Annotated in this window: 25 protein-coding genes; 12 read left to right on the forward strand and 13 right to left on the reverse strand. The window is 70.1% G+C overall.

All coding sequences use genetic code 11. The features are described 5' to 3' along the window. Positions 1-46 precede the first annotated feature (46 nt). From KV100_RS05940 to KV100_RS05950, 3 genes are read right to left on the reverse strand one after another with little or no spacing between them, the layout of a single operon-like run. A complete protein-coding gene (locus KV100_RS05940; protein ID WP_220341945.1) occupies positions 47-793 on the reverse strand; it encodes a succinate dehydrogenase/fumarate reductase iron-sulfur subunit in 747 nt (248 codons plus the stop codon). After that, the gene (locus KV100_RS05945; RefSeq protein ID WP_220341946.1) at positions 790-2,763 is read right to left on the reverse strand and encodes a fumarate reductase/succinate dehydrogenase flavoprotein subunit; all 1,974 of its coding nucleotides are present in this window, start codon (positions 2,761-2,763) and stop codon (positions 790-792) included. The genes KV100_RS05940 and KV100_RS05945 overlap by 4 nt, the downstream gene beginning before the upstream one ends. Positions 2,764-2,767: 4 nt before the next feature. After that, positions 2,768-3,487, reverse strand: coding sequence for a succinate dehydrogenase cytochrome b subunit (locus tag KV100_RS05950; protein WP_220341947.1), 720 nt, complete (start codon positions 3,485-3,487; stop codon positions 2,768-2,770). A gap of 87 nt (positions 3,488-3,574) precedes the next feature. Between KV100_RS05950 and KV100_RS05955 the strand changes: the two genes are divergently transcribed. Beyond that, positions 3,575-4,501 (forward strand): LysR family transcriptional regulator, encoded by a 927-nt coding sequence (locus tag KV100_RS05955; RefSeq protein ID WP_220341948.1) that lies wholly within the window; start codon positions 3,575-3,577, stop codon positions 4,499-4,501. Between the two features lie 30 nt (positions 4,502-4,531). Here KV100_RS05955 and KV100_RS05960 read toward each other — a convergent pair whose 3' ends face one another. The 5 genes from KV100_RS05960 to KV100_RS05980 form a co-directional block, all read right to left on the reverse strand. Continuing rightward, positions 4,532-5,491, reverse strand: a complete 960-nt coding sequence (locus KV100_RS05960) for a serine/threonine dehydratase (protein ID WP_220341949.1) — start codon at positions 5,489-5,491, stop codon at positions 4,532-4,534. Then, positions 5,488-6,576, reverse strand: coding sequence for a YihY/virulence factor BrkB family protein (locus KV100_RS05965; protein WP_220341950.1), 1,089 nt, complete (start codon positions 6,574-6,576; stop codon positions 5,488-5,490). Before KV100_RS05965 ends, KV100_RS05960 begins: the two co-directional genes overlap by 4 nt. A gap of 31 nt (positions 6,577-6,607) precedes the next feature. Then, positions 6,608-7,120, reverse strand: a complete 513-nt coding sequence (locus KV100_RS05970; protein WP_220341951.1) for a 2'-5' RNA ligase family protein — start codon at positions 7,118-7,120, stop codon at positions 6,608-6,610. Between the two features lie 68 nt (positions 7,121-7,188). After that, positions 7,189-8,211, reverse strand: a complete 1,023-nt coding sequence (trpS, locus tag KV100_RS05975) for a tryptophan--tRNA ligase (RefSeq protein WP_220341952.1) — start codon at positions 8,209-8,211, stop codon at positions 7,189-7,191. After that, a complete protein-coding gene (locus KV100_RS05980) occupies positions 8,204-9,538 on the reverse strand; it encodes a hemolysin family protein (protein ID WP_220341953.1) in 1,335 nt (444 codons plus the stop codon). The genes trpS and KV100_RS05980 overlap by 8 nt, the downstream gene beginning before the upstream one ends. A gap of 41 nt (positions 9,539-9,579) precedes the next feature. Between KV100_RS05980 and galK the strand changes: the two genes are divergently transcribed. Further along, a complete protein-coding gene (gene galK, locus KV100_RS05985) occupies positions 9,580-10,698 on the forward strand; it encodes a galactokinase (RefSeq protein WP_220341954.1) in 1,119 nt (372 codons plus the stop codon). 71 nt (positions 10,699-10,769) lie between these two features. Then, entirely contained in the window at positions 10,770-11,630 is an 861-nt protein-coding gene (locus KV100_RS05990) for a prephenate dehydratase (RefSeq protein ID WP_308291359.1), read from the forward strand. Here KV100_RS05990 and KV100_RS05995 read toward each other — a convergent pair. Continuing rightward, positions 11,584-12,219: a hypothetical protein gene (locus tag KV100_RS05995; protein WP_220341955.1), complete on the reverse strand. Its 636-nt coding sequence runs from the start codon at positions 12,217-12,219 to the stop codon at positions 11,584-11,586. The two genes, KV100_RS05990 and KV100_RS05995, sit on opposite strands and share 47 nt — an antisense overlap. A 238-nt stretch (positions 12,220-12,457) precedes the next feature. Here KV100_RS05995 and trxA point away from each other — a divergent pair, with 238 nt between their 5' ends. The 6 genes from trxA (at position 12,458) to KV100_RS06025 (ending at position 17,644) form a co-directional block, all read left to right on the forward strand. Then, complete coding sequence (trxA, locus tag KV100_RS06000; RefSeq protein ID WP_220341956.1) at positions 12,458-12,844, forward strand: thioredoxin; 387 nt, start codon at positions 12,458-12,460, stop codon at positions 12,842-12,844. A gap of 91 nt (positions 12,845-12,935) precedes the next feature. Further along, positions 12,936-13,799 (forward strand): formyltetrahydrofolate deformylase, encoded by an 864-nt coding sequence (gene purU, locus KV100_RS06005; RefSeq protein WP_220341957.1) that lies wholly within the window; start codon positions 12,936-12,938, stop codon positions 13,797-13,799. Between the two features lie 140 nt (positions 13,800-13,939). After that, complete coding sequence (locus tag KV100_RS06010) at positions 13,940-14,965, forward strand: sulfate ABC transporter substrate-binding protein (protein ID WP_220341958.1); 1,026 nt, start codon at positions 13,940-13,942, stop codon at positions 14,963-14,965. Then, complete coding sequence (cysT, locus tag KV100_RS06015) at positions 14,962-15,807, forward strand: sulfate ABC transporter permease subunit CysT (RefSeq protein ID WP_220341959.1); 846 nt, start codon at positions 14,962-14,964, stop codon at positions 15,805-15,807. The genes KV100_RS06010 and cysT overlap by 4 nt, the downstream gene beginning before the upstream one ends. Further along, positions 15,804-16,673 carry a sulfate ABC transporter permease gene (locus KV100_RS06020; protein WP_220341960.1) on the forward strand — a complete coding sequence of 290 codons (870 nt, stop codon included), beginning with the start codon at positions 15,804-15,806 and terminating at the stop codon, positions 16,671-16,673. Before cysT ends, KV100_RS06020 begins: the two co-directional genes overlap by 4 nt. Next, a complete protein-coding gene (locus KV100_RS06025; protein WP_220341961.1) occupies positions 16,670-17,644 on the forward strand; it encodes a sulfate/molybdate ABC transporter ATP-binding protein in 975 nt (324 codons plus the stop codon). Before KV100_RS06020 ends, KV100_RS06025 begins: the two co-directional genes overlap by 4 nt. Before the next feature lie 67 nt (positions 17,645-17,711). Here the strand turns inward: KV100_RS06025 and KV100_RS06030 are convergent, their stop codons facing one another. Continuing rightward, complete coding sequence (locus KV100_RS06030; protein ID WP_220341962.1) at positions 17,712-18,959, reverse strand: MFS transporter; 1,248 nt, start codon at positions 18,957-18,959, stop codon at positions 17,712-17,714. Positions 18,960-19,216: 257 nt separating this feature from the next. On the opposite strand from KV100_RS06030, the gene KV100_RS06035 reads away from it, so the two are divergent. The 3 genes from KV100_RS06035 to KV100_RS06045 all read left to right on the forward strand — a co-directional run bounded on the left by KV100_RS06035 (position 19,217) and on the right by KV100_RS06045 (position 21,847). Continuing rightward, positions 19,217-19,888 (forward strand): metal-dependent transcriptional regulator, encoded by a 672-nt coding sequence (locus tag KV100_RS06035; RefSeq protein ID WP_308291361.1) that lies wholly within the window; start codon positions 19,217-19,219, stop codon positions 19,886-19,888. Positions 19,889-19,987: 99 nt separating this feature from the next. Beyond that, positions 19,988-20,743 carry an aquaporin Z gene (gene aqpZ / locus KV100_RS06040; protein WP_220341963.1) on the forward strand — a complete coding sequence of 252 codons (756 nt, stop codon included), beginning with the start codon at positions 19,988-19,990 and terminating at the stop codon, positions 20,741-20,743. 114 nt (positions 20,744-20,857) lie between these two features. Continuing rightward, the gene (locus tag KV100_RS06045; protein ID WP_220341964.1) at positions 20,858-21,847 is read left to right on the forward strand and encodes a malate dehydrogenase; all 990 of its coding nucleotides are present in this window, start codon (positions 20,858-20,860) and stop codon (positions 21,845-21,847) included. A gap of 71 nt (positions 21,848-21,918) precedes the next feature. Here the strand turns inward: KV100_RS06045 and KV100_RS06050 are convergent, their stop codons facing one another. From KV100_RS06050 to KV100_RS06060, 3 genes are read right to left on the reverse strand one after another with little or no spacing between them, the layout of a single operon-like run. Continuing rightward, the gene (locus KV100_RS06050) at positions 21,919-22,317 is read right to left on the reverse strand and encodes a phage holin family protein (protein WP_220341965.1); all 399 of its coding nucleotides are present in this window, start codon (positions 22,315-22,317) and stop codon (positions 21,919-21,921) included. Between the two features lie 44 nt (positions 22,318-22,361). Next, entirely contained in the window at positions 22,362-22,646 is a 285-nt protein-coding gene (locus tag KV100_RS06055; RefSeq protein ID WP_220341966.1) for a DUF3017 domain-containing protein, read from the reverse strand. Beyond that, positions 22,643-23,503, reverse strand: coding sequence for a bifunctional methylenetetrahydrofolate dehydrogenase/methenyltetrahydrofolate cyclohydrolase (locus KV100_RS06060; RefSeq protein ID WP_220341967.1), 861 nt, complete (start codon positions 23,501-23,503; stop codon positions 22,643-22,645). The genes KV100_RS06055 and KV100_RS06060 overlap by 4 nt, the downstream gene beginning before the upstream one ends. Positions 23,504-23,513: the final 10 nt, after the last annotated feature.

Genomic DNA, 23,513 nt, shown 5'->3' on the forward strand with positions numbered 1-23,513 from the left:
GGCGGCCCGCACCTGCTCCAGGTGCGGGCCGTCGGACGGACGTCGGTCAGTCCTTGCCCTTGGCGAGCGCTCCGAGCAGGTCGCGGTTGAGCCGCGAGATCGTCTCGAGCGGGATGCCCTTGGGGCAGGCTGCCGTGCACTCGCCGATGTTGGTGCAGTTGCCGAAGCCCTCGGCGTCGTGCTGCTCCACCATGCTCACCACGCGCTCGGCGCGCTCGGGCTGTCCCTGCGGGAGCAGGCCGAGGTGTGTGATCTTGGCGGCGGTGAAGAGCATCGCCGAGCCGTTCGGGCAGGCGGCGACACAAGCGCCACAGCTGATGCAGGCGGCCGCCTCGAAGGCGCGGTCGGCGTCTTCCTTGGGAACGGGGAGGTTGTTGGCCTCGGGCGCCGATCCGGTCGGAGCGCTGATGTAGCCGCCCGCCTGGATGATGCGGTCGAACGCCCCGCGGTCGACGACGAGGTCCTTGACCACCGGGAAGCTCGCCGAGCGCCACGGCTCGATGTCGATGACGTCGCCGTCGTTGAAGGACCGCATGTGCAGCTGGCAGGTGGTCGTACGCTCCGGGCCGTGCGCCAGCCCGTTGATGACCACGCCGCACATGCCGCAGATGCCCTCGCGACAGTCGCTGTCGAAGGCGATCGGCTCCTCCCCCTCGAGGGTGAGGCGCTCGTTGAGCACGTCGAGCATCTCGAGGAACGACATGTGCTCCGAGACGTCGTCCAGCTCGTAGCCGACCATCGTGCCCTGGTCGGAAGTGTTGGCCTGACGCCACGCACGAATGGTGATCTTCACTTGTAGCTCCGCTGCTTCATCTCGACGTTCTGGTACACCAGTGCTTCCTTGTGCAGGACCGGCTTTCCGCCGTCCCCACCGAACTCCCAGGCCGCGACGTAGGCGTACTCGTCGTCGTGACGCAGCGCCTCACCGTCCTCGGTCTGGCTCTCGACACGGAAGTGGCCTCCGCAGGACTCGCGGCGGTGGAGCGCGTCGATGCACATCAGCTCGCCGAGGTCGATGAAGTCGGCCACCCGGCCGGCGCGCTCGAGGGTCTGGTTGAGGTCCTCGTTGACGCCGGTCACCTTGACGTCTCGCCAGAACTCCGTGCGCAGCTCACGGATGAGCTCGATCGCCTTGAGCAGCCCGCCCTCGGACCGCGCCATGCCGCAGTACTCCCACATGATGGTGCCGAGCTCGCGGTGGAAGGAGTCGACCGTCCGGGTGCCGTTGATCGACAGCAGCTTCTCGATGCGGTCGGTGACCTGCTGCTTGGCCTCGACGGCAGCGGGGTGCGACTCGTCGACCGGCTCGTACGGGCCGTCGGCCAGGTAGTTCGCCAGCGTGTTGGGCAGGACGAAGTAGCCGTCGGCCAGACCCTGCATCAGCGCGCTCGCCCCGAGACGGTTCGCGCCGTGGTCGGAGAAGTTGGCCTCGCCGGTCACGAACAGGCCCGGGATGGAGCTCTGCAGGTCGTAGTCGACCCACAGCCCGCCCATCGTGTAGTGCACGGCCGGATAGATCCGCATCGGCGTCTCGTACGGGTTCTCGCCCGTGATCTGGGCGTACATGTCGAAGAGGTTGCCGTACTTCGCCTCGACCGTGGCGCGTCCGAGGCGGGCGATCGCGTCGGCGAAGTCGAGGTAGACCCCGAGGCCGCCGGGACCGACGCCACGGCCCTCGTCGCAGACGTACTTGGCGGCGCGCGAGGCGATGTCACGAGGCACGAGGTTGCCGAACGCCGGGTACTGGCGCTCCAGGTAGTAGTCGCGCTCCTCCTCGGGGATCTCCGCGGCCGGACGGTCGTCGCCGGCCTTCTTGGGGACCCAGATGCGGCCGTCGTTGCGCAGCGACTCGCTCATCAGGGTGAGCTTGGACTGGTAGGCGCCCGAGACGGGGATGCAGGTCGGGTGGATCTGCGTGTAGCAGGGGTTGCCGAAGTAGGCGCCCTTGCGGTGCGCCCGCCAGGGCGCGGTGACGTTGGACCCCATCGCGTTGGTCGACAGGAAGAAGACGTTGCCGTAGCCGCCGGTCGCGAGGACGACGGCGTCGGCGAAGTGCGACTCGATCTCGCCGGTGACCATGTCACGCACCACGACCCCGCGGGCGCGGCCGTCGGCGACGATCACCTCGAGCATCTCGTGGCGGGTGTGGTTGACGACGGTCCCCGCGGCGACCTGACGCTCCAGCGCCTGGTAGGCGCCGATCAGCAGCTGCTGGCCGGTCTGGCCGCGCGCATAGAACGTGCGCGAGACCTGCACGCCGCCGAACGAGCGGTTGTCGAGGAGTCCGCCGTACTCACGGGCGAAGGGCACGCCCTGGGCGACGCACTGGTCGATGATCTCGACCGAGACCTCGGCGAGCCGGTAGACGTTGGACTCCCGGCTCCGGAAGTCGCCGCCCTTGACCGTGTCGTAGAACAGCCGATAGATCGAGTCGCCGTCGTTGCGGTAGTTCTTGGCGGCGTTGATGCCACCCTGCGCGGCGATCGAGTGCGCCCGTCGCGGGCTGTCCTGGTAGCAGAAGCTGGTGACCTGGTAGCCGGCCTCACCCAGGGTGGCGGCCGCCGAGGCGCCGGCGAGGCCGGTGCCGACGATGATGACCTTGAGCTTGCGGCGGTTGGCCGGGTTGACCAGCTTGGCCTCGAAGCGGCGGGTCTCCCAGCGCTTGGTCACGTCGACGTCGGGCGCCTTCGTGTCGGCGATCGGGGCGCCGAGGTCGTAGAGGTCGGTGAAGTCGTCGGTGCGTTCCGAGACGTTGACGGTCATGGGGTCAGCCCACCCATCCGAAGAAGATGGCGAACGGCGGGATCAGGAAGCCGATGGTGATGATTCCCGAGACCGCGTACGCGAGAAGGTTGAGGTTGCGACGTGCCTTGGCGCTGGTGTTGGCGCCGAGGGTCATGCCCGCGGCCCACACGCCGTGACGGAGGTGGAAGCCCACCGCCAGCAGCGCCACCGTGTAGGCGAGCACCATGTACCACTCGCCGAACGTGTTGAGGACCCGCTCGTACGGGCTCGGCGAGGCGCCGCCCGGGGCGATGTCGTTCGTCGTGAGGTTCAGCAGGTGGAAGATGATGAAGAGGAAGATGATCACGCCGCCCCACCGGAGGGTGAACGACGCGTAGCTGCGCTGGAAGCCGCGCTTGTTCTTCTTCGACTTGTATCGGGATCCCGGGGAGGTGCGGGTCGCCTTGCGGTCTCGGATCGTCAGCACCACGGCCGCGTAGACGTGGGCGATGATCGCCGCGAGCAGCACCACGCGGATGATCCAGAGGAGTCCCTCATAAGGGAGGAGCGGCTCGCCGAGCGTGCGCAGGTGGTGCGAGTACTCGTCGAAGGCCGCCTGGCCGCTGAAGACCTTGAGGTTGCCGTACATGTGGAGCAGGAGGTAGCCGACCATGATGAGGCCGCTGACCGCCATGAGTGCTTTGAGCGCGACCGTGGAGCGTCGGGCGCCCGGTCGCGGTTTGGTGATCTCGGTTGTCGCCACCCGCTCACGATAGGCCGGACTCCACCGACTGCGCTAAGTCATACTGAGGCTCACTTTCATAGCCAACAGGCATGGCACACTGGAGTCGTGCAGATCCAGCAGCTGACCTACTTCGTCGCGGTCGCCCGCACGCGGCACTTCACCCAGGCCGCGGACGACTGCGGCGTCTCTCAGCCGAGCCTGTCCAAGCAGATCCGAGTGCTGGAGAACTCGCTCGGCACCGCGCTGTTCGAGCGTGAGCGTGGAGCCGTCCGGCTCACCCCCGCCGGCGAAGCGCTTCTCCCCCACGCCCAGGAGATCATCATCGAGCACGACGAGGGCCTGCGCGCCGTCAGGGAGGTGGCCGGCCTCCAACGCGGTCGCGTCCGCGTCGGGGCGACGCCCTCGATGTGGGAGGGCCTGATGGCCGACGCCCTGATCGCCTTCCGTTCGACCTACCCGGGGATCGAGCTCGAGGTGACCGAGGGCGGTTCCCGCACCTTGACCCGCGCGCTCGGCCGAGGAGACCTGGACCTGGCGCTCGTGATCGTGCCCCTGCGCAGCGACGATCCCGACCTCGTCGCCACGCCGCTGCTGCGCGAGCGCCTGGTGGTCGCCGGGCCCGCAGACGCGCCGGCTCCCGGCAAGGATCCCCTCGCCGTCCGCGACCTTGAGGGCGTGCCGCTGGTGATGTTCCGCGAGGGCTACGACCTGCGCGACACCACGATGAAGGCCTGCCTCGACGCTGGCTTCGAGCCGACCCTGGCGATCGAGGGCGGCGAGATGAACGCGGTCCTGCGGTTCGTCGAGGCCGGGCTCGGCTACGCGGTGGTCCCCGGCATGGTGCTGCCGTCACGCCCGTCGCTGCGCGGCACCCCGATCGGCGAGCCGGAGCTCACCCGGACCATCGCGCTCGCACACCGCCGTACGGAGGCGCTCCCGCTGGCCCCCCGCGCCTTCCGGGACCTCCTCGTCGAGCACCTGCGCGGGCTCGCCGCCGAGGACCTGGGCGTCGACGTGGACCTGATCGGCTGACCCTGCCTCTTAACCTGCCTCGGCCACGAGTCAGCGAGAGACCGTGGCCACCACGTCGTCGGGGATGGTCGGGTGGTTGCCGCCGGAGATGACGACGACCACCGTCTCGCCCTCGCGGACGTCCGCCTTGCCCGCGACCAGCGCCGCCAGCGCGGTCACACCTCCGGGCTCGGCGAGCACCCGGCACTCGTCCCACAGCAGACGTCGTGCGGCGAGGATCTGGTCGTCGCTGACCAGCATCGGCTCGGCTCCGAGCTCGCGGGCGACCGCGAACGCCCGCTCACCGGTCCGCGCCGCGCCGAGCGAGTCCGCCGCCACCCCCGACACCTCGACGTCGACCCGGGCACCGGCGGCCAGCGCGGCGGTGAGCGAGGGGCAGCGGTCCGGCTCGACGGGGACCACCGGGATCTGGTCGCGCAGGGCGAGCGCGGTGCCGCTGTAGAGCCCGCCGCCACCACACGGCACCAGGACCCGTCGGGCGTACGGCGCCTGGTCGCCGATCTCGACCCCGACCCCCGCCGCCCCGGCCACGATCGTGTCCTCGTCGTAGGCGTGCACCGGCACCACGGCGCGGCCCTCCGCCCAGGCACGCGAGGCCTCGTACGCGGCGGCGTACCAGCCGTCGACGACGTGCGCGGTCGCCCCGTACTGCTCGATCCGCCGCACCTTCTCGGTCGGAGAGGTCGAGGGGACGAAGACGTCCGCCTCGATGCCGGCGATGCCGCAGGCCCACGCCACCGCGGCACCGTGGTTGCCGCCCGACGCGGCCACGGCACCTGTCGTGCCCTCGGGCATGCTCAGCACCGTGTTGAGCGCGCCGCGCGCCTTGAACGAGCCGGTGTGCTGCAGCAGCTCGAGCTTGAGCAGGACGCGTCCGGCGACCCCGACGTCTCCACCGTCGATCTCGACGACCGGAGTGCGGCGCACCAGCGGGCGCACCCGTGCGTACGCCTCCTCGATCTCGGCGTTCGAGGGCAGTCTTCTGGTCACAGTGTGTTCCTCGCCTTGTCGTGCCGGAGCCAGGCCCACGCTGCCACAGCCAGGCCGGCCAGGAGCAGGAGGACGCGCGACGGCGTGGCCGTCTCCTCTCGCCCTGGCGCCGCCTGCGGCGCTGGGGCGAGGCCTGCCGGAGTGACCTCTGCGCCGACCGACGGCACGATCGTGGGTTCGACGACGACGCCGCGCGTGCGGGACTCGGGCGAGGTCAGCGCCCAGGAAGCGCCGTAGATGGTGAGCTGGGCGAAGAAGTGGATCCAGACCAGCAGCGTCACCGCGAGCGCCAGGGACGCGAGTCCCCCACCGGCAGCGGCGTCCAGGACGAACGACGCGAGCTGTTTGATCGCCTCGAACCCGATCGCTGCGAGGAACGCGCCGCGCCACAGGGCGTGCGGGGGCACGTCGGTGTGCGGAAGGATCGCGTACATCGCGAAGAACAGGAGGGTGCTCGAGGCGACGCCCAGCACCACGCTCAGCACGCCGACGGCGATCTCGATCGGCAGGCTGTAGATCCCGATCCGGTCGAGAAGGTCACCGGTGTAGCGGGTGACCGCGCCGGAGATCCCGACCGAGAGCAGCAGGATGATGCCGACCAGCACGAGCGTTGCGAGGTCGCGCAGCTTGCCGGGCAGGAATCCGTACGTCCGTTTGGGCGGCACCACGAACGCCGCCTCGAGCGACGTCCGCAGGTTCGAGACGAAGCCGAGGCCGGTGTAGAGGACACCCAGGACACCCAGCACACCGGCGATGTTGCGGCTCGCCGCGATCTGGTCGAAGGAGATCATGCCGTCGGGCGGGGGGCTCTGCGTCGTCACGATGCCGGGCAGGATCTGGTCGATCGCGGTCTCCAGCGCATCCTGCGCGCCGGGGACGTACTCGGAGAGGTAGCCGACGACGAAGAAGGCCAGCGCCAGGATCGGGAACACCGAGAGGAACCCGAAGTAGGTGATGCCTCCCGACAGGATGTTGCCGCGTACCGCGATGAAGTGCGCGACGGTCCGGGCCACGTGGTCCACGAACGGTCGTCGACGACGTACCGACGCGAACCAGGCCTTGACCCGCTCGATCAGCCTGCCCAACGACGCTCCCCCCGTCCGCGCGTCCGCGACCTCAGCCGAGCTCGAACTCCTGGTACGGAACCCATCCCACCTCGTCGTCGTGCCGGTACGCCGCGAACGCGCGGACCTCGAACTCGCACGAGAAGTCGGCGAGCTCCTCGTAGGCCCGGTCGAGCGCGGCCTCGCTCACGCGGTGCGCGACGGTGACGTGCGGGTGGTAGGGGAACTCGAGCTCACCCTCGTCGAGCAGTCCGTCGCGGATGTGCTTGGCGAGCTGCTCGGTGCTGGAGATGCCTTCGCTGACCGCGACGAAGACCACCGGGGAGACCGGCCGGAACGTGCCCGTCCCCCGGAGCCTCATCACGAACGGCTCGATGGCACGAGCGTCCACGCGGAGCTTGTCGTTGACCATCTCGAGCGCACGCTCGGAGACCTCCATCGGCGGGAGGAGGGTCACGTGGGACGGGATCAGCGCAGCCTGGGTGTCGCCGAACTCCGCGCGGTGCTCGCGCAGCTCGCTTCCCCAGGGTTCGGGGACGGGAATGGCGACGCCGATCGTGGGCATGGCGACCACCCTAGCGCTCGGCCGTACGGGCTGGCCGGGCAGCGAGTGATCCCCGCCGACGGCTCGTGTCAGCGTGCGCGGACGAACCCCACACGGTCGTACACGTCGCCGAGCGTCTTGGACGCGACCTCGCGTGCCCGCTGCGCGCCGTCGCGCAGGACGGCGTCCAGCTCGGCCTTGTCGGCGAGCAGCGCCTCGGTGCGTTGGCGCAGCGGTGTCACGAAGTCGGCGACGACCTCACCGAGGTCGACCTTGAAGGTGCCGTAGCCCTGGCCGCCGGCGTACTGGGCGACGATGTCGTCGACCGACCGCCCGGTGAGGGCCGAGTAGATCGAGAGCAGGTTGGACACACCCGGCTTCTCCTCAGCGTCGAAGCGCACCTCCGCCTCGGAGTCGGTGACCGCGCCCCGGATCTTCTTGGCCGCCGACTTGGGCTCCTCGAGGATCTCGAGGATGCCCTTCGGCGACGACGCCGACTTGCTCATCTTGATCGTCGGGTCCTGCAGGTCGAGGATCTTGGCGGTGTCGGCGACGATGAGCGGCTTCGGCACGGTGAAGGTGTCGCCGTAGCGGCTGTTGAAACGCTGCGCGAGGTCGCGGGTCAGCTCGAGGTGCTGACGCTGGTCCTCTCCGACCGGGACGCCGTCGGCCTGGTAGAGCAGCACGTCGGCAGCCATCAGGACCGGATAGGTGAAGAGCCCGACCGAGGCCTGCTCGATGCCGCCCTTGGCCGACTTGTCCTTGAACTGCGTCATCCGGCGGGCCTCGCCGAACCCGGTGATGCAGTTGAGGACCCACGCGAGCTCGGCGTGCTCGGGGACATGGCTCTGGACGAACAGCGTCGCCCGCCGCGGGTCGAGGCCGAGCGCGATCAGCTGCGCGGCGGCACGGTAGGTCCGGGCGTGCACGACGGCGGGATCGAACGCGACGGTGATCGCGTGCATGTCGGGGATGAAGTAGAACGCGTCGTGGTCCTCCTGCAGCGCCACCCAGTGCCGCACCGCGCCGAGGTAGTTGCCGATGTGGAACGCGTCCGCGGTCGGCTGGATCCCGGAGAGCACACGGCGGGGCGAGGTAGCGGCGTCAGGCATGCTCCGATTCTGCCAGCCCCTCCTCGGGCGGCGCCTCCGGATTCGCTGCGGCGGACTCGGGCTCGACCCGCAGGCGCGCTGCGCGGCGCCCGTCCATCGCGGTCACCGTCAGGCGGTACCCGTCGATCGGCACCGACGACCCCACCTCGGGGATCCGGCCGAGCCGGGCCACCAGATATCCCGCGACCGTCTCGAACGGGCCTTCGGGAAGCTCGATCCCCGTCTCGTCGGCGAAGGCGTCACGGTTGAGCAGCCCGTCGACCTCGACGGCGCCGCCGAGCAACCGGGTCGTCTCGGAGTCGGCGGTGTCGTACTCGTCGCGGATGTCGCCGACCAGCTCTTCGACGAGGTCTTCGAGCGTGACGATCCCGTCGGTGCCGCCGTACTCGTCCACCACGATCGCGAGATGGGTGTTGGCACGACGCATGTCGGTCATCGCGGCGAGCACCGGCCGCGTCCCGGGGATCATCACGACCTGACGCACCAGCTCACCGACCCGTACGGCGCGGTCTCGCATGCCGGGGTCGAACAGGTCGCGGACGTGGACGAAGCCGTCGACCTCGTCCGCGGTCCCCCGGATCACCGGGTAGCGGGAGTGTGGCTTCTCGCGGGCCAGCTGCACGGCCTTGTAGACCGGCAGCGAGCTGTCCATGAAGTCGACCTCGGTCCGCGGCAGCATCACCTCGCGGACCTGGAGGTCACCCGCGGCGAAGACGTCCTCGACGATGCTGCGCTCCTCGTCCGAGAGACCCTGCGTCGTCTGGACCAGGCCCCTCAGCTCCACGTCGGTGATCTCCTGCCGGGCTGCCGACGGGTCGCCCCCGAGCATCCGCACGACGACGTTCGTCGACACCGACAGCAGCCAGATCACCGGCGTCGCGAACCGGGCGACCGCGTCGACCCCCGGTGCGAGCGCGAGCGCGAACGCCACGGAGTGCTGCATCGCGAGGCGCTTGGCGGTGAGCTCCGAGAAGACGATCGACAGGTACGAGATGACGACGGTGGTGAGGATCAGCGCGGCGACGGAGGCGACGCCGGACGACAGGCCGAGCTCCTCGAGGAGCGGGCTCAGGTCGTTGGCGAGCGTCGCGCCACCGAAGGCGGCCGACAGGAACCCGCTGAGGGTGACACCGATCTGCACCGCCGACAGGAAGCGGTTCGGGTCCGACGCCAGTCGCGCGACGGTCGCACCGCGCTTGCCCCGGTTGGCGATCTCGGGGAGCTGGGAGTCACGGAGGGAGACCAGCGCCATCTCCGCCGCGGCGAACACACCGCCGAGGAGGATGAACACGAGCACGAGGGCGATGTTCCACAGGGTCTCGTCCACCCCTCCAGCGTAGCGAGACGCCATGCGCGAGGATGGCTCGCATGACTGCAGCCGAGCCCGTTCCCGATGGTCAGGTCGGTGTCTGGGCGGCTCCCGGACGCGTGAACCTGATCGGCGAGCACCTCGACTACGTGGGCGGCCCGGTCCTCCCCATCGCGATCGACCTGCAGACCACCGTGAAGGCTCGGCGGCGCACGGACGGCCGTGTGCGCGTGTGGTCGGGGATCACCGACCGGTCGGTCGAGTTCGGCGCCGACACCGCCCCCGGCGACGTCGACGGATGGGCGCGCTACGCGGCAGGCACCGTGTGGGCCCTCGCAGAGTCCGGCCGTACGACCGGGGGCGCCGACCTCGTGATCTCCTCCGACGTCCCCCTCGGCGCCGGCCTCTCCAGCTCGGCCGCGATCGAGTGCGGTATCGCGGTGGCGCTGGCCGGCCTGGAGGGCTGGGAGGTCGACCCGGTCGAGATGGCCCTGATCTGCCAGCGGGGCGAGAACGACTACGCGGGAGCCCCGACGGGCTCGATGGACCAGCTCGCGTCGATGTGCGGCGAGCAGGGGCACGCGCTGCTCATCGAGACGGCCTCTGCACCGCCGACCGTCAAACCGGTCCCCGCGCACTGGGTGGACGACGGCTACGCCCTGGTCGTCGTCGACACGCGGGCCAAGCACAGCCATGCCGGCGGCGAGTACGGTCAGCGGCGCGCGCAGACCGTCGAGCTGACCGAGCTCCTCGGCCTGGAGACGCTGGCCGCCGCACCGCCCGACGCGGTCCTCAAGGTCGACGACCCCACGCTCAAGGCTCGGCTCCGGCACGTGATCACGGAGACGCAGCGGGTGCGGTCGGCGGTGCGCGCCCTCGCTGCTCGCGACTGGCCGCAGCTCGGTCAGCTGATGACCGCGTCCCACGTGTCGTTGCGCGACGACTACGACGTGAGCGCACCCGAGCTGGACCTCACCGTGGAGGCGGCCCTCGAGCACGGTGCACTCGGGGCCCGGATGACCGGTGGGGGCTTCGGCGGCAGCGCGATCGCGCTGGTGGAGGCCGGTGGTGTCGACGCACTTCGGGCAGCCGTGGCTGCGGCGTTCGCCAGGGTCGACTTTCCCGCGCCCCGCACGTTCGTGGTCGAGCCGGCCGACGGGGCACGGCGCGTCTCCTGACCCGTCTGCCCGCCGTCCGCCGGCGGGTCGTCGGGCGCACCGCCGCCTGGTGGCGGTGCGATGATGGCGCCGTGACCCAGGACGTGGACCTCCCCCGCCGCATCGCCTACCAGGGCGAGCCCGGCGCCAACTCTCACATCGCGTGCGCCGACGCCTACCCCGACTGGGAGCCGATGGCCTGCGCGTCGTTCGAGGATGCGTTCGCGGCGGTGACCGACGGACGCGCCGGGTTGGCGATGATCCCGATCGACAACACGCTCGCCGGCCGCGTCGCCGACATCCACCACTTCCTGCCGACGTCGGGGCTGCACATCGTCGGCGAGTACTTCCTGCCGATCCACTTCGACCTGCTCGCGGTGCCCGGGGCGACACTCGACACCATCACCGAGGTCCACAGCCACGTCCACGCTCTCGGTCAGTGCCGCCGCATCATCCGCGAGCGCGGGCTGCGACCGGTGATCGCCGGGGACACCGCGGGCGCCGCCCGCGAGGTCGCCGAGTGGGGTGACCCGACCAAGGCAGCGTTGGCGACCCCGCTCGCCGCGAGGACGTACGGCCTGGAGACGTTGGCCACCGCGGTCGAGGACGAGGAGCACAACACGACCCGCTTCGTCGTCCTCTCACAGCATCCGCAGCCCGCCCCGCGGGGCGACTGGCCGACGGTGACGACGTTCGTCTTCAACGTGCGCAACATCCCCGCTGCGCTCTACAAGGCGCTGGGCGGCTTCGCGACCAACGGCATCAACATGACCAAGCTCGAGAGCTACATGGTCGGCGGCACCTTCACGGCGACGATGTTCCTCGCCGAGGTCGACGGCCATCCCGAAGAGCCGGCGTTGGCCCGCGCACTGGAGGAGCTGGCGTTCTTCTCGACCGACGTTCAGGTCATGGGCGTCTATCCGGCGCACCCTCACCGGTTCGCCGAGGCGTAGCCTCGTCGACCCGGGCGGCTTCTCGGCTCCGGTACCCGTCCAGGGCGATCAGGGCGGCCTGCGTACGGGCACTCTCGGCCGCTGCCTCGGCAACAACCCGAGCCTCCTCCCAGCGCCGCTGCTCGTAGGCCAGTCGTTCGCGCTCGCGCAGGCGTTCCCGCGCGCGCTCCGCGCGGCGGTCCCAGAGCTCCACGGACTCACAGATGACGAAGACGACGCCGCCGACGGTGCGGACCACCCACAGCCAGAACGGCGGGTCAGGCCAGACGAACATCATCCCCGTGGCCGCGAGCATGACGATCAACCCGGCGTGGCTCAGCGCGAGCCCGACTGGCCGCACCCCGAACGACCAGCGCGGTTCATCAGGACGGCGCGAGGCCGACACGACGTCGACGATCGCCCACGCGACGAGCAGCGTCACTCCGGCGAGCAGGACGGCGCCGTCATACGCTCGCCGCCAACCGATCGGCAGCATCACCACCACGATCAGCCCTAAACCCGACGACAGGAGGGCGGAGGCCGCGACCTCGACCGGGGAGCGCTTCTTTCGCAGCGCGCGCGGGAGCCGTCGATCGCCTCGACGAGACATGGCCGGACTCTACCGCCGTTTCGGCTCGCGAAACACAGTTCCAGTCATACGAGGCTCTCTTCTTCCATCGAGCGCCGCACCATTCGTCGCCTCGGCTCGGGTACCCCGATGTCGCTCGCCTCCCTGACGCCTGACACCGGCGGCTGCCTAGGGTGGAGGTACGGGTGGGAATCCTGCGGGCCCGTCCGCTGTTGAACACCGCAGACGCACAGACGCACCCGATCGAAATGGACGTGACATGGCAACCACTGCCCTGACCTCCGACAGCTTCATGGACACCATCTCCTCCGACGGCATCGTGCTGGTGGACTTCTGGGCCTCCTGGTGCGGCCCGTGCCGCCAGTTCGCCCCCGTGTTCGAGGCCGCGGCCGAGAAGAACGAGGACATCAAGTTCACCAAGGTCGACACCGAGGCGGAGCAGGATCTCGCCGGTGCGCTCCAGATCACCTCGATCCCGACGCTGATGGCCTTCCGTGACGGCATCCTCCTCTTCAACCAGCCCGGGGCGCTGCCCGCACAGGCGCTCGACCAGGTGATCGACGCCGTACGCGAGGTCGACATGGACGAGGTCCGTTCCCAGGTCGCCGAGCAGCAGGCACAGCAGGGGCCGGCGCAGCAGGCCTGACCCTCCGCACGCACTCCCCGACAGCCCTCTGGCCCCGTGGCCAGGGGGCTGTCGCGCATCCGCCCGGTGGGCCCGCCGTACGCTGTGCGGCATGTCCACCACCACCTCCACGTACGTCCTGACCCTGACCTGCCCCGATCGCCCGGGGCTGGTGCACGCCATCTCGTCGTGGATCGTGGACCGCGGAGGCAACATCGTGGACGCGCAGCAGTTCACGGACGCGACGGCGCGACGGTTCTTCCTGCGGGTGCACTTCGAGAGCGTCGGTGACCCGTACGACGTGGACGCGCTCCGAGGCGGGTTCGCTCCGGTGGCCGACGAGCACGCGATGACGTGGAGCCTGGTCGTGGCCGAGGCGCCGTGCCGCACGCTGGTGATGGTCTCCAAGGAGGGTCACTGCCTCAACGACCTCCTGTTCCGGCAGAGCATCGGCGCTCTCAACATCGAGATCGGCGCCGTGGTCTCCAACCACACGACCCTCGAGCGGCTGGCGAGGTCGTACGACGTCCCGTTCCACCACGTGCCGGTGACGGCAGCCACGAAGGCGTCGGCCGAGGAGCAGGTGTTCGGCCTCGTCGACGAGCTGGGGATCGACCTCGTGGTCCTGGCGCGCTACATGCAGATCCTGTCCGACGACGCCTGCCGGCGGCTCCAGGGACGGGCGATCAACATCCACCACAGCTTCCTGCCGAGCTTCAAGGGCGCCAAGCCGTACCACCAGGCGTACGAGCGCGGGGTCAAGCTCATCGGCGCCACGGCCCACTACGTGACCGCCGACCTCGACGAGGGCCCGATCATCGAGCAGGACGTCACCCGGGTCGCTCACCAGCAGGACCCGGCCTCGCTCGTGCAGGCGGGCCGCGACGTCGAGACCCGTGTGCTCTCGCGGGCCGTAGGCCTGCACGCCGAGCAGCGCGTCCTGCTCAACGGCTCCCGGACCGTCGTCTTCCCCTGAGCTGAAGGGCTGCGACGGCGCCGCGCCCACATCGTGAGAATCGGCGCCTGCATGCCCCTGTGTCGCTATAGTCGAGTAATCTACTCGGGATTAGTAACTCACTGGCTACAGCGCACAAGGCGCACGTCGAAAGGCACGACATGTTCACTCGGAAGCGGGCAACCCGCCTGATCGCCGCAACCACCGCGCTCGCCGCCGCGCTGGGGCTGTCGGCGTGCGGTGGCGCCGACGCCGACAGCTCCAGCACAACGCTGTCGCTGGTCGGCTTCGCGGTCCCCAAGGCGGGCAACAACGCCGCCCAGAAGGAGTTTGGGAAGACCGACGAGGGCAAGGGTGTCGTCTGGAAGGAGTCGTACGGCGCGTCCGGCGACCAGAGCCGCGCCGTCGCCGGCGGGCTGAAGGCCGACTACGTGCACTTCTCCGTCACACCGGACGTGACACGCCTGGTCGAGGCGGGACTGGTCGAGGACACCTGGGACGACGGCGAGCACAAGGGCATCGTGACGGACTCCGTCGTCGTGCTCGTGGTGCGCGAGGGCAACCCCAAGAACATCCAGACCTGGGACGACCTCGTGAAGCCGGGCGTCTCCATCGTCACCCCCAACCCGGGCTCGTCCGGCGCTGCACGGTGGAACATCCTCGCCGGGTGGCAGCAGGCTGCGGCAGACGGCGGCGACGCCGCCGGCACGGCGTACCTGACGAAGTTCTTCAAGAACGTCGCAGCGCTCCCGGGCTCGGGCCGCGACGCCACCGCAGCCTTCCAGGCCGGCACCGGCGACGTCCTCATCTCGTACGAGAACGAGGCGATCCTGGCCCGCCAGCAGGGCGAGAAGTTCGACTACGTCGTCCCGGACGAGACGCTGCTGATCGAGAACCCCGGCGCCGTCACCAAGAAGGCCGACCCGAAGGCAAAGGCGTTCCTCGACTTCGTGCTCAGCGAGGAGGGCCAGGAGCTGTACGTCTCGAAGGGCTTCCGTCCGATCAGCCCCGACGTGAAGGTCGGCAAGGTCAAGGGCGCGAACGATCCGTCGGACCCGTTCCCGACGCCGTCCAAGCTCTTCACCATCGACGGTGACCTCGGCGGCTGGGAAGCCATCAACACCAAGTTCTTCGACGAGAAGAACGGCGTCGTCACCAAGATCCAGCAGGAGACGGGCAAGTCGTGACCACGTCCACCCTCACGCGGGTCCGGCGCCGGGGTCCCCGGCGCCGGGCCCGCGCGGCCACGGCCCTGACCCCCGCAGCGGGGTTGGGGCTGGGCGTCGCGCTGATCTGGTTCAGCATCCTCGTGATGCTGCCCCTGTCGGCCGTCGTCCTCACCACGACGGAGGGTGGCTGGACCACCTTCGTCGAGACGATCCAGCAACCGCAGACGTGGGCCGCGATCAAGCTCACCGTCGGCGAGGCCGTCCTGGTGACCGTGACGAACGTCGTCTTCGGCACGCTCATCGCCTGGGTCCTCGTCCGAGACCACTTCTGGGGCAAGGGGATCCTCGAGGTCGTCATCGACATCCCGTTCGCCCTGCCGACCATCGTGGCGGGGTTGGTGCTCCTGAGCCTCTACGGTCCCGGCAGCCCGATCGGGATCGACGTCGCCAACACCCGCGTCGCCGTCTTCCTGGCACTGCTGTTCGTCACCACGCCGTTCGTGGTCCGGACGGTGCAGCCGGTCCTGCTCGAGCTCGATCCGGAGACCGAGCAGGCCGCCGCGTCGCTCGGCGCGAGCCGGCTCACGACCTTCCGCAAGGTCCTCCTCCCGGCGCTGACGCCGGCCATCACCGCCGGTGCGGCGCTGTCGTTCGCCCGCGCCATCAGCGAGTACGGCTCCCTGGTGCTGCTGTCGGGCAACCTCCCCATGCGCACGGAAGTCACCTCGGTGCGCATCCTGACCTACATCGAGAACGGCAACATGGCGGCCGCCGCCTCCGTCGCGTCGCTGCTTCTCCTCGTGGCTCTCTTCGCGATCATCACCTTGGACGTCATCGCACGGAGGGTGGCCCGACGATGAACGAGCGCGGTCCCGTCCGTTACGTCCTGCGCGCGATCGTCCTCGTCTATCTGACGCTGCTGATCGTGTGGCCGGTCTTCCTCGTCGGCAAGAACGCGTTCGCCGAGGGGACCGGGGCGTTCGTGGACGCCCTCACCGAGCCGACCACCGTCGACGCGTTCGAGCTGACGCTGGTCGTCGCCGCCTGGGCGGTCGTCATCAACACCGTCTTCGGCGTCCTCATCTCGGTGCTGCTCGTCCGCTACACCTTCCCCGGCCGCCGTATCCTCTCCGCGCTCATCGACCTGCCGCTCTCGGTCTCCCCGGTCGTCGTGGGGCTCGCCCTGCTGCTGGCCTACGGGGGCACCAACGGCTGGTTCGGACCGACGCTCGAGAGCTCCGGCCTCCAGGTCATCTATGCGACTCCAGGGATCATCATGGCGACGGCGTTCGTGTCGCTCCCGCTGGTGATCCGCGAGGTCGTCCCGGTGCTCACCGAGATCGGCACCGAGCAGGAGCAGGCCGCCGTCAGCCTCGGGGCCAACGCCTGGCAGACGTTCCGCCGCATCACGCTCCCGGCGATCCGCTGGGCGCTCGTGTACGGCGTCGTCCTCAGCCTCGCTCGGTCGCTCGGCGAGTTCGGGGCGGTCAAGATCGTCTCCGGCAACATCGTCGGGCAGACCCAGACCGCGACCCTCGTGGTCGAGGAGCGCTACCAGAACTTCGAGCAGACGGCCGCGTACGCCGCCTCGTTCGTGCTGGCCGCTGCCGCGGTGCTCGCCCTCATCGTCGTCACGCTCCTGCGACCGGGGCACGCCGCGGCGCCCACCATTCGGGCGTCCGCCGAGGTCGCCACCCCCCTCACCACCGAGAAGGACCCAGCATGAGCATCGAGATCGCAGGGGTCGGCCGCCGCTTCGGCGACTTCGTGGCCCTCGAGGACATCAATCTGTCGGTCCCCGCCGGGCAGCTCACCGCCCTGCTCGGGCCCAGCGGCGGCGGGAAGTCCACGCTGCTGCGGATCATCGCCGGCCTGGAGAACGCCGACAGCGGCACGGTCACGATCGAGGGCAACGACGCCACGCGACTCCCGGCCCGCAAGCGCAACGTCGGCTTCGTCTTCCAGCACTACGCCGCGTTCAAGCACATGACGGTCGCTCGCAACGTCGCGTTCGGGCTCGAGATCCGCAAGCAGCCCAAGGACCAGGTCGCCGAGCGGGTCCGCGAGATGCTCCGCCTCGTGCACCTCGAGCAGTTCGCCGACCGCTACCCGGCCCAGCTGTCGGGCGGTCAGCGCCAGCGCATGGCGCTCGCCCGTGCGCTCGCCATCGAGCCGAGCGTGCTGCTGCTCGACGAGCCGTTCGGCGCGCTGGACGCGAAGGTCCGCAAGGAGCTGCGCGACTGGCTGCGCCGCCTCCACGACGAGGTCCACGTGACGACGGTGTTCGTCACGCACGACCAGGAGGAGGCTCTGGAGGTCGCCGACCAGATCGTCGTCATCAACCAGGGCCGGATCGAGCAGATCGGGACGCCGGACGAGCTGTACGACCAGCCGGCGTCGGACTTCGTCCTGTCCTTCCTCGGCCCGGTGACAACCCTCGACGGGCGGCTCGTACGGCCGCACGACATCGAGGTCGCCGCAGGACCCGTGCCGGACTCCGTCGTCGGCACCATCACGCGGTGGACGCGGATCGGCTACGAGGTGCGGCTCGAGGTCACACCGACGAGCGGCGGCGACCCGGTCCAGGTCCAGCTCACCCGCAACGACGCGCTCCAGCGTGGGCTCGCCGAGGGGTCGACCGTCTGGCTCCGTGAGGTCGCGCCGGTCAACGGCGCCCACTCCCCCGTACCCGCGTGAGCTCCGGCGTCGGGCCCACTCTCGCGGGGGCCCGACGCCGAGGCAGCGCGGGTACGGCGGCGCCGGCTCAGTGCGAGAGCGACAGGGAGAGCCGCTCGCCGCGATACAGCCAGGCCGAGGCGACCAGGATGATCAGTCCGGCGAGCGAGAGACCCACGCCGACCCACGCGGTGGCGAGGTATCCCAGGCCGGCCGCGATCGCCGCGCCACCGAGCCAGGCGCCGAGCGCGTTCGCGGCATTGAGCGCTGAGTGGTTGAGCGCGGCGCCGAGCATCTTGGCGCTGCCCGAGACCTCCATCAGGCGCATCTGCAGCAGCAGACCGAGTGCTGCGGCGGCCGTGGACAGGAGGAAGACGCCTCCGAGCAGGAGGATCCCGTGCTGCGCGGTGTAGGCGAACAGCGCCAGCAGCAACGCCATCGCCACGAGCGTCGCGCACAGCCACGCGAACAACGCGTGGTCGGCGAGGCGGCCACCGATCTCGGTGCCCAGGATCGACCCGATGCCGTAGACGAGGAGCACCCACGGCACGAACCCCGCACTGAGGCGGGTGACGTCGGTCGTGATGGGGGCGATGTAGCTGTAGACGGCGAAGAGGCCGCCGAAGCCGACGGCTCCGACCCCGGCGGTCAGGAGCACCTGGGGCTGCCGCAGCGCCCGCAGCTCGCGGCGCACCGTCGCGGAGGTGTCACGCTGCTGCTGCGGGACGAAGGCCCCGATGAAGCCCATCGTGACCACGGCGAGGCCGACGACCACCCAGTAGGCCGAGCGCCACCCGAGCAGCTGTCCCAGGAACGTGCTCGCCGGGACGCCGATCAGGTTCGCCGCCGCGAGTCCCATCATCACCGACGCGACCGCACGGCCGCGCCGCTGCGGCGAGACCATCGAGGCGGCGATCAGCGAGGCCACTCCGAAGTAGGCGCCGTGCGGGAGGCCGGCGAGGAACCGTGCGGCGAGCAGGGTCTCGTACGACGGCGCGATCGCGGTCAGCAGGTTGCCGAGCGCGAGGGCGGCCACGAGCCCGATCGCGAGTGCCTGCTTGGGCAGCCGCGCGGTCATGGAGACGATGACCGGGGCACCGACGACCACGCCCACCGCGTACGCGGAGATGACGTGACCGGCGCTGGGGATGGACACCCCCATCCCGGAGGCGATCTCGGGCAGCAGACCCATCGTGACGTACTCGGTGGTCCCGATGGCGAAGCCGCCCAGCGCCAGCGCGAGCAGGGCGAGGAGCAGGCGGGGACGACGATCGCGCCGCTCACGCAGGACGCGCGGCGTGCGGGTACGACCAGGTGGGGAGGCGGTGAGCTGCATCCCTTCCAGAATAAGTTCGGGGAGAAAACAATTCCCGAGGTCAGGGCGTGAGGTCGCTCACTCGCTCGCGGGAGGGCTCAGAAGTCCCAGGCCGACAACACCGCGACCACCACGACGAAGGCCGCCACGAAGGCGGTCGTCCGCAGGAGGCCGGCGATGCCGCGCCGCACGGTTTCCGGTGCCATCACCACAGCATACGGCAGATCGAAGGATAAAGTTCGGATCACCGAAATCTTCTCGCCGCTACGCTGAGGCGCGTGATCGTGACCGCCCTCTCCACCGCCCACCAGGACTATCTGAAGACCGTCTGGGCGATGACGGAGTGGGATGCCGAGCCGGTGACGTCCAAGGCGCTCGGCGCCAAGCTGGGCCAGCCGCCGTCGACCGTCTCGGAGACTGTGCGCCGTCTCACCGAGCGCGGACTCCTGCGCCACGCGCCGTACGGGACGATCGAGCTCAGCGAGGCCGGTCGTGCCGCGGCCGTGCAGATGGTGCGTCGCCACCGCCTCCTCGAGACCTTCCTCGTCGACTACCTCGACTACGCGTGGGACGAGGTCCACGACGAGGCGGAGATCCTCGAGCACGCCGTGTCGGACGCCTTCGTCGAACGCCTCGACGACAGGCTCGGCCGGCCCGTCCGGGACCCGCACGGTGACCCGATCCCCTCACGTGACGGGTCCGTCCCCGGACTGGGTGCCGTACGCCTGAGCGAGAGGCACGATCCGGCGACGTTCGTCGTCGCCCGCGTCTCCGACGCAGATCCCGACCTCCTGCGCCACCTCACCGGGCTCGGCGTCGTGCTCGACAGTCCCCTGGTGCTCGTGGAGCGGCGAGACTTCGCGGGGACGCTCGCTGTCGAGATCGGCGGCATCGCCACCGAGCTGGGACTGCGCGCCGCCGAGGCGATCTGGGTGCTGCCGGCCGACTGACGACCGGCGTGCCACGACCCGGGGTGCACACCGGGCGCAGGGCGAGCACAATGCGAGACGGGACTGTCAGGGGGACGTCCCGCCCACGAGGGGGGATCCATGACGCCCGATCTACGTGCTCGTCTCGGAGCCGAGGTGCTCGGCTCGTTCTGGTTGGTGCTCGGCGGTTGTGGCGCCGCCGTCCTCGGAGCGGTCTTCGTGACACCCGAGGTCGGCAACCTGGGCATCGGACACCTCGGCGTCGCGTTCGCGTTCGGCCTGACCGTCCTGACGGGCGCGTACGCCGTCGGCCACATCTCGGGGGCCCATTTCAATCCCGCGGTCACCGTCGGCCTCGCCGTGGCACGGCGCTTCCCGTGGCGTGACGTGGGTCCATACGCCGCCGCGCAGATCGTCGGCGCGTCGATCGCTGGAGCCGTCCTGCTCGCCATCGCCCGTGGGGTGGAGGGCTTCTCCGCGGTCGACAGCGGCTTCGCGACCAACGGGTACGGCGACAGGTCGCCCGGCGGGTACGCCCTGTGGTCCTGCCTGGTGTGCGAGATCGTGATGACGGCGATGTTCGTCTACATCATCCTCGGCGTGACCTCGAAGCGTGCCCCCGTCGGGTTCGCGCCGCTGGCGATCGGCCTCGGCCTGACGCTGATCCACCTGATCTCCATCCCGGTCACGAACACCTCGGTCAACCCGGCCAGGTCGCTCGGCGTGGCGTGGTTCGCCGGGGCGGACGCCCTAGCGCAGGTGTGGCTCTTCATCCTCGCGCCGTTGATCGGCGCGGCCATCGCCGGAGCCACGTTCGTCTTCATCACCGGCGTCGACCGGTCCGACGTCGACGTGGTCGGAGACTCCGACTCCTGACCTCTCTCCGCACAGCGAGCCGGGCCCGCACCCCTGACAGCAGGGAAGGGCCCCGCCTTGCTAGCGTCAGGAGCACGTACGTGCCTGTACGCCCCGCCCTTGCAAGGAGATGTCGTGAGCGCAACACCCGTGAAGGTCGCCGTCACCGGCGCCGCCGGTCAGATCGGCTACAGCCTGCTCTTCCGGATCGCCGCCGGCGATCTGCTCGGCCCGGACACCCCGGTCCAGCTTCGTCTGCTCGAGATCACGCCCGCTCTCAAGGCGCTGGAGGGCGTCGTGATGGAGCTCGACGACTGCGCGTTCCCGCTGCTCGACTCCGTCGAGATCGGCGACGACGCCAACACGATCTTCGACGGCGCGAACCTCGCCCTCCTCGTCGGCGCCCGTCCGCGGGCCAAGGGCATGGAGCGGGGCGACCTCCTCGAGGCCAACGGCGCGATCTTCACCGCGCAGGGCAAGGCGCTCAACGACCACGCCGCCGACGACATCCGGATCGGCGTGACCGGCAACCCGGCCAACACCAACGCGCTCATCGCCAAGACCAACGCGCCGGACATCCCCGCCGAGCGCTTCTCTGCGCTCACCCGCCTGGACCACAACCGCGCGATCTCGCAGCTCGCCGCGAAGACCGGCGCGAAGGTCACCGACATCTCCAAGATGACGATCTGGGGCAACCACTCGGCCACCCAGTACCCAGACCTCTTCCACGCCCAGATCGCCGGCAAGAACGCCGCCGAGGTCGTCGGCGACCAGGCGTGGATCGAGAACGACTTCATCCCGACCGTCGCCAAGCGCGGCGCTGCGATCATCGAGGCCCGCGGTGCGTCCTCGGCGGCGTCGGCGGCGTCGGCGACGATCGACGCGGCGCGCGACTGGCTGCAGGGCTCGGCCGAGGGCGACTGGGTCTCGATGGCCGTCTCGTCCGACGGCTCCTACGGTGTCCCCGAGGGTCTCATCTCGTCGTTCCCCGTCGTGACTCGCAACGGTGACTGGGAGATCGTCCAGGGCCTCGACATCGACGACTTCTCGCGGGCCAAGATCGACGCCTCGGTCGCCGAGCTCGCCGAGGAGCGCGAGGCCGTCACCAAGCTCGGCCTCATCTGAGCGCACGCACGATCTGCGAAAGCCCCGACCTCCGGCCCGTACGGGCTGGGGTCGGGGCTTTCGTCGTCCCGTCAGCGCGGTCTGCCGGCGGCCCTGTCGTCGCGGCGGCGCTTGAGGAAGATCATCGGCAGGAAGAATGCGGCGAGCGCCGTCACCAGCCACACGATCAGTGCCGCAAGAACCCAGGTCGTGACCCCGGAGATCGACAGTCCGTCGGTCGCCACCCGGGCGATGATCAGCGCGACCAGGGTCGAGACCAGCCCGATGCCGCCGAGGAAGGCCGGCGCGTTGCGCGCCGCGACCGTCGTGACGAACGGCGACAAGATCACCTGAGCGAGGGTGAACACCACGACCGCCGTCGCGAATCCGCTCGCCTCGACGTCCATCTCGGGCAGCGCCCAGGTCGCGACGAGGATGCCGACCGCGCTCGACCCCAGCGCGATGGCGGCGTTGATGAGCAGCCGGATCATGGCCGCAGCCTAGCGGCGACCGACCTCGCGTCGAGGTTTCGTGCTCAGGAGCCGATCCCGGGGGGTACGACGAAGGCGAGCGTGACGAGCCCGGATCCCAGGAACAGCATCCACGCGGTGTCGAAGACCCGGCCCCGCACCCGAAGGAGCCCGGTGCGGGGCTCGGGGAGGACGGCGCGCACGGCGCCACCGAGGACGAGCGCGCCGCCGAGCAGGATGATGCCCTGCCGCCACGCTCCGAAGGCCACGAGAGCCAGACCCACGACGACGGCCACGACCAGCGCGGCGTACATCTGCGTGCCCGCTGTGAGACCCTCCCGTCGGCTCATGCCACGCCGGCTGCGCGTTCGGAGGCCTCCACCACGTTCTGGAGGAGCATCGCCCGGGTCATCGGTCCGACACCGCCGGGGTTGGGCGAGACCCATCCGGCCACCTCGGCGACGCCCGCGTCGACGTCACCGGCGATCTTGCCCTCCGCGTCACGGCTCACGCCGACGTCCAGCACCGCCGCCCCCGGCTTGACCATGTCGGCGGTGACGATCGACGGCACACCCGCCGCCGCGACGACGATGTCGGCGCGCCGCACCTCGGCGGCGAGGTCGCGGGTGCCGGTGTGGCACAACGTGACGGTGGCGTTCTCGGAGCGTCGCGTCAGCAGGAGCCCGAGCGGGCGTCCGACGGTGACGCCGCGTCCGACCACGACGACGTGGGCGCCGGCGATCTCGACGCCACCCCAGCGCAGGAGCTCCACGATCCCGCGTGGCGTGCAGGGGAGCGGGGCGGGCTCGTTGAGCACCAGCCACCCGAGGTTGGTCGGCTGGAGCCCGTCGGCGTCCTTCGCCGGATCGATCCGTCCGATGACGGCGTTCTCGTCGATGCCCTTGGGCAGCGGCAGCTGCACGATGTATCCCGTGCACGCGGGGTCGGCGTTGAGCGTGTCGACCGCGGCGAGCACCTCGGCCTGCGTGGCGGTCGCGGGCAGGTCGACCCGGATGGACTCGATGCCCACCTGCAGGGAGTCCCGGTGCTTGCCGGCGACGTAGATCTGGCTGCCGGGGTCGTCTCCGACCAGCAGCGTGCCCAGCCCCGGTCGTACACCGCGCTTCGCGAGGGCGGTGACCCGCTCGGTGAGGTCGGCCTTGATCGCCGAGGCCGCTGCTTTGCCGTCGAGAATCTGTGCGCTCACCCGAGAAGTC

This window comes from Mumia sp. zg.B21, assembly GCF_019550855.1.
Taxonomy (GTDB): Bacteria; Actinomycetota; Actinomycetes; order Propionibacteriales; family Nocardioidaceae; genus Mumia.

What these genes read in the sequence shown, in the direction of transcription:
- KV100_RS05945 (WP_220341946.1), bottom strand. Translation starts at nt 2,763, where the DNA reads ATGACCGTCAACGTCTCGGAACGCACCGACGACTTCACCGACCTCTAC.
- KV100_RS05970 (WP_220341951.1), bottom strand. Translation starts at nt 7,120, where the DNA reads ATGCCCACGATCGGCGTCGCCATTCCCGTCCCCGAACCCTGGGGAAGC.
- trpS (WP_220341952.1), bottom strand. Translation starts at nt 8,211, where the DNA reads ATGCCTGACGCCGCTACCTCGCCCCGCCGTGTGCTCTCCGGGATCCAG.
- galK (WP_220341954.1), top strand. Translation starts at nt 9,580, where the DNA reads ATGACTGCAGCCGAGCCCGTTCCCGATGGTCAGGTCGGTGTCTGGGCG.
- KV100_RS05995 (WP_220341955.1), bottom strand. Translation starts at nt 12,219, where the DNA reads ATGTCTCGTCGAGGCGATCGACGGCTCCCGCGCGCGCTGCGAAAGAAG.
- trxA (WP_220341956.1), top strand. Translation starts at nt 12,458, where the DNA reads ATGGCAACCACTGCCCTGACCTCCGACAGCTTCATGGACACCATCTCC.
- purU (WP_220341957.1), top strand. Translation starts at nt 12,936, where the DNA reads ATGTCCACCACCACCTCCACGTACGTCCTGACCCTGACCTGCCCCGAT.
- KV100_RS06010 (WP_220341958.1), top strand. Translation starts at nt 13,940, where the DNA reads ATGTTCACTCGGAAGCGGGCAACCCGCCTGATCGCCGCAACCACCGCG.
- KV100_RS06020 (WP_220341960.1), top strand. Translation starts at nt 15,804, where the DNA reads ATGAACGAGCGCGGTCCCGTCCGTTACGTCCTGCGCGCGATCGTCCTC.
- KV100_RS06025 (WP_220341961.1), top strand. Translation starts at nt 16,670, where the DNA reads ATGAGCATCGAGATCGCAGGGGTCGGCCGCCGCTTCGGCGACTTCGTG.
- KV100_RS06030 (WP_220341962.1), bottom strand. Translation starts at nt 18,959, where the DNA reads ATGCAGCTCACCGCCTCCCCACCTGGTCGTACCCGCACGCCGCGCGTC.
- aqpZ (WP_220341963.1), top strand. Translation starts at nt 19,988, where the DNA reads ATGACGCCCGATCTACGTGCTCGTCTCGGAGCCGAGGTGCTCGGCTCG.
- KV100_RS06050 (WP_220341965.1), bottom strand. Translation starts at nt 22,317, where the DNA reads ATGATCCGGCTGCTCATCAACGCCGCCATCGCGCTGGGGTCGAGCGCG.
- KV100_RS06055 (WP_220341966.1), bottom strand. Translation starts at nt 22,646, where the DNA reads ATGAGCCGACGGGAGGGTCTCACAGCGGGCACGCAGATGTACGCCGCG.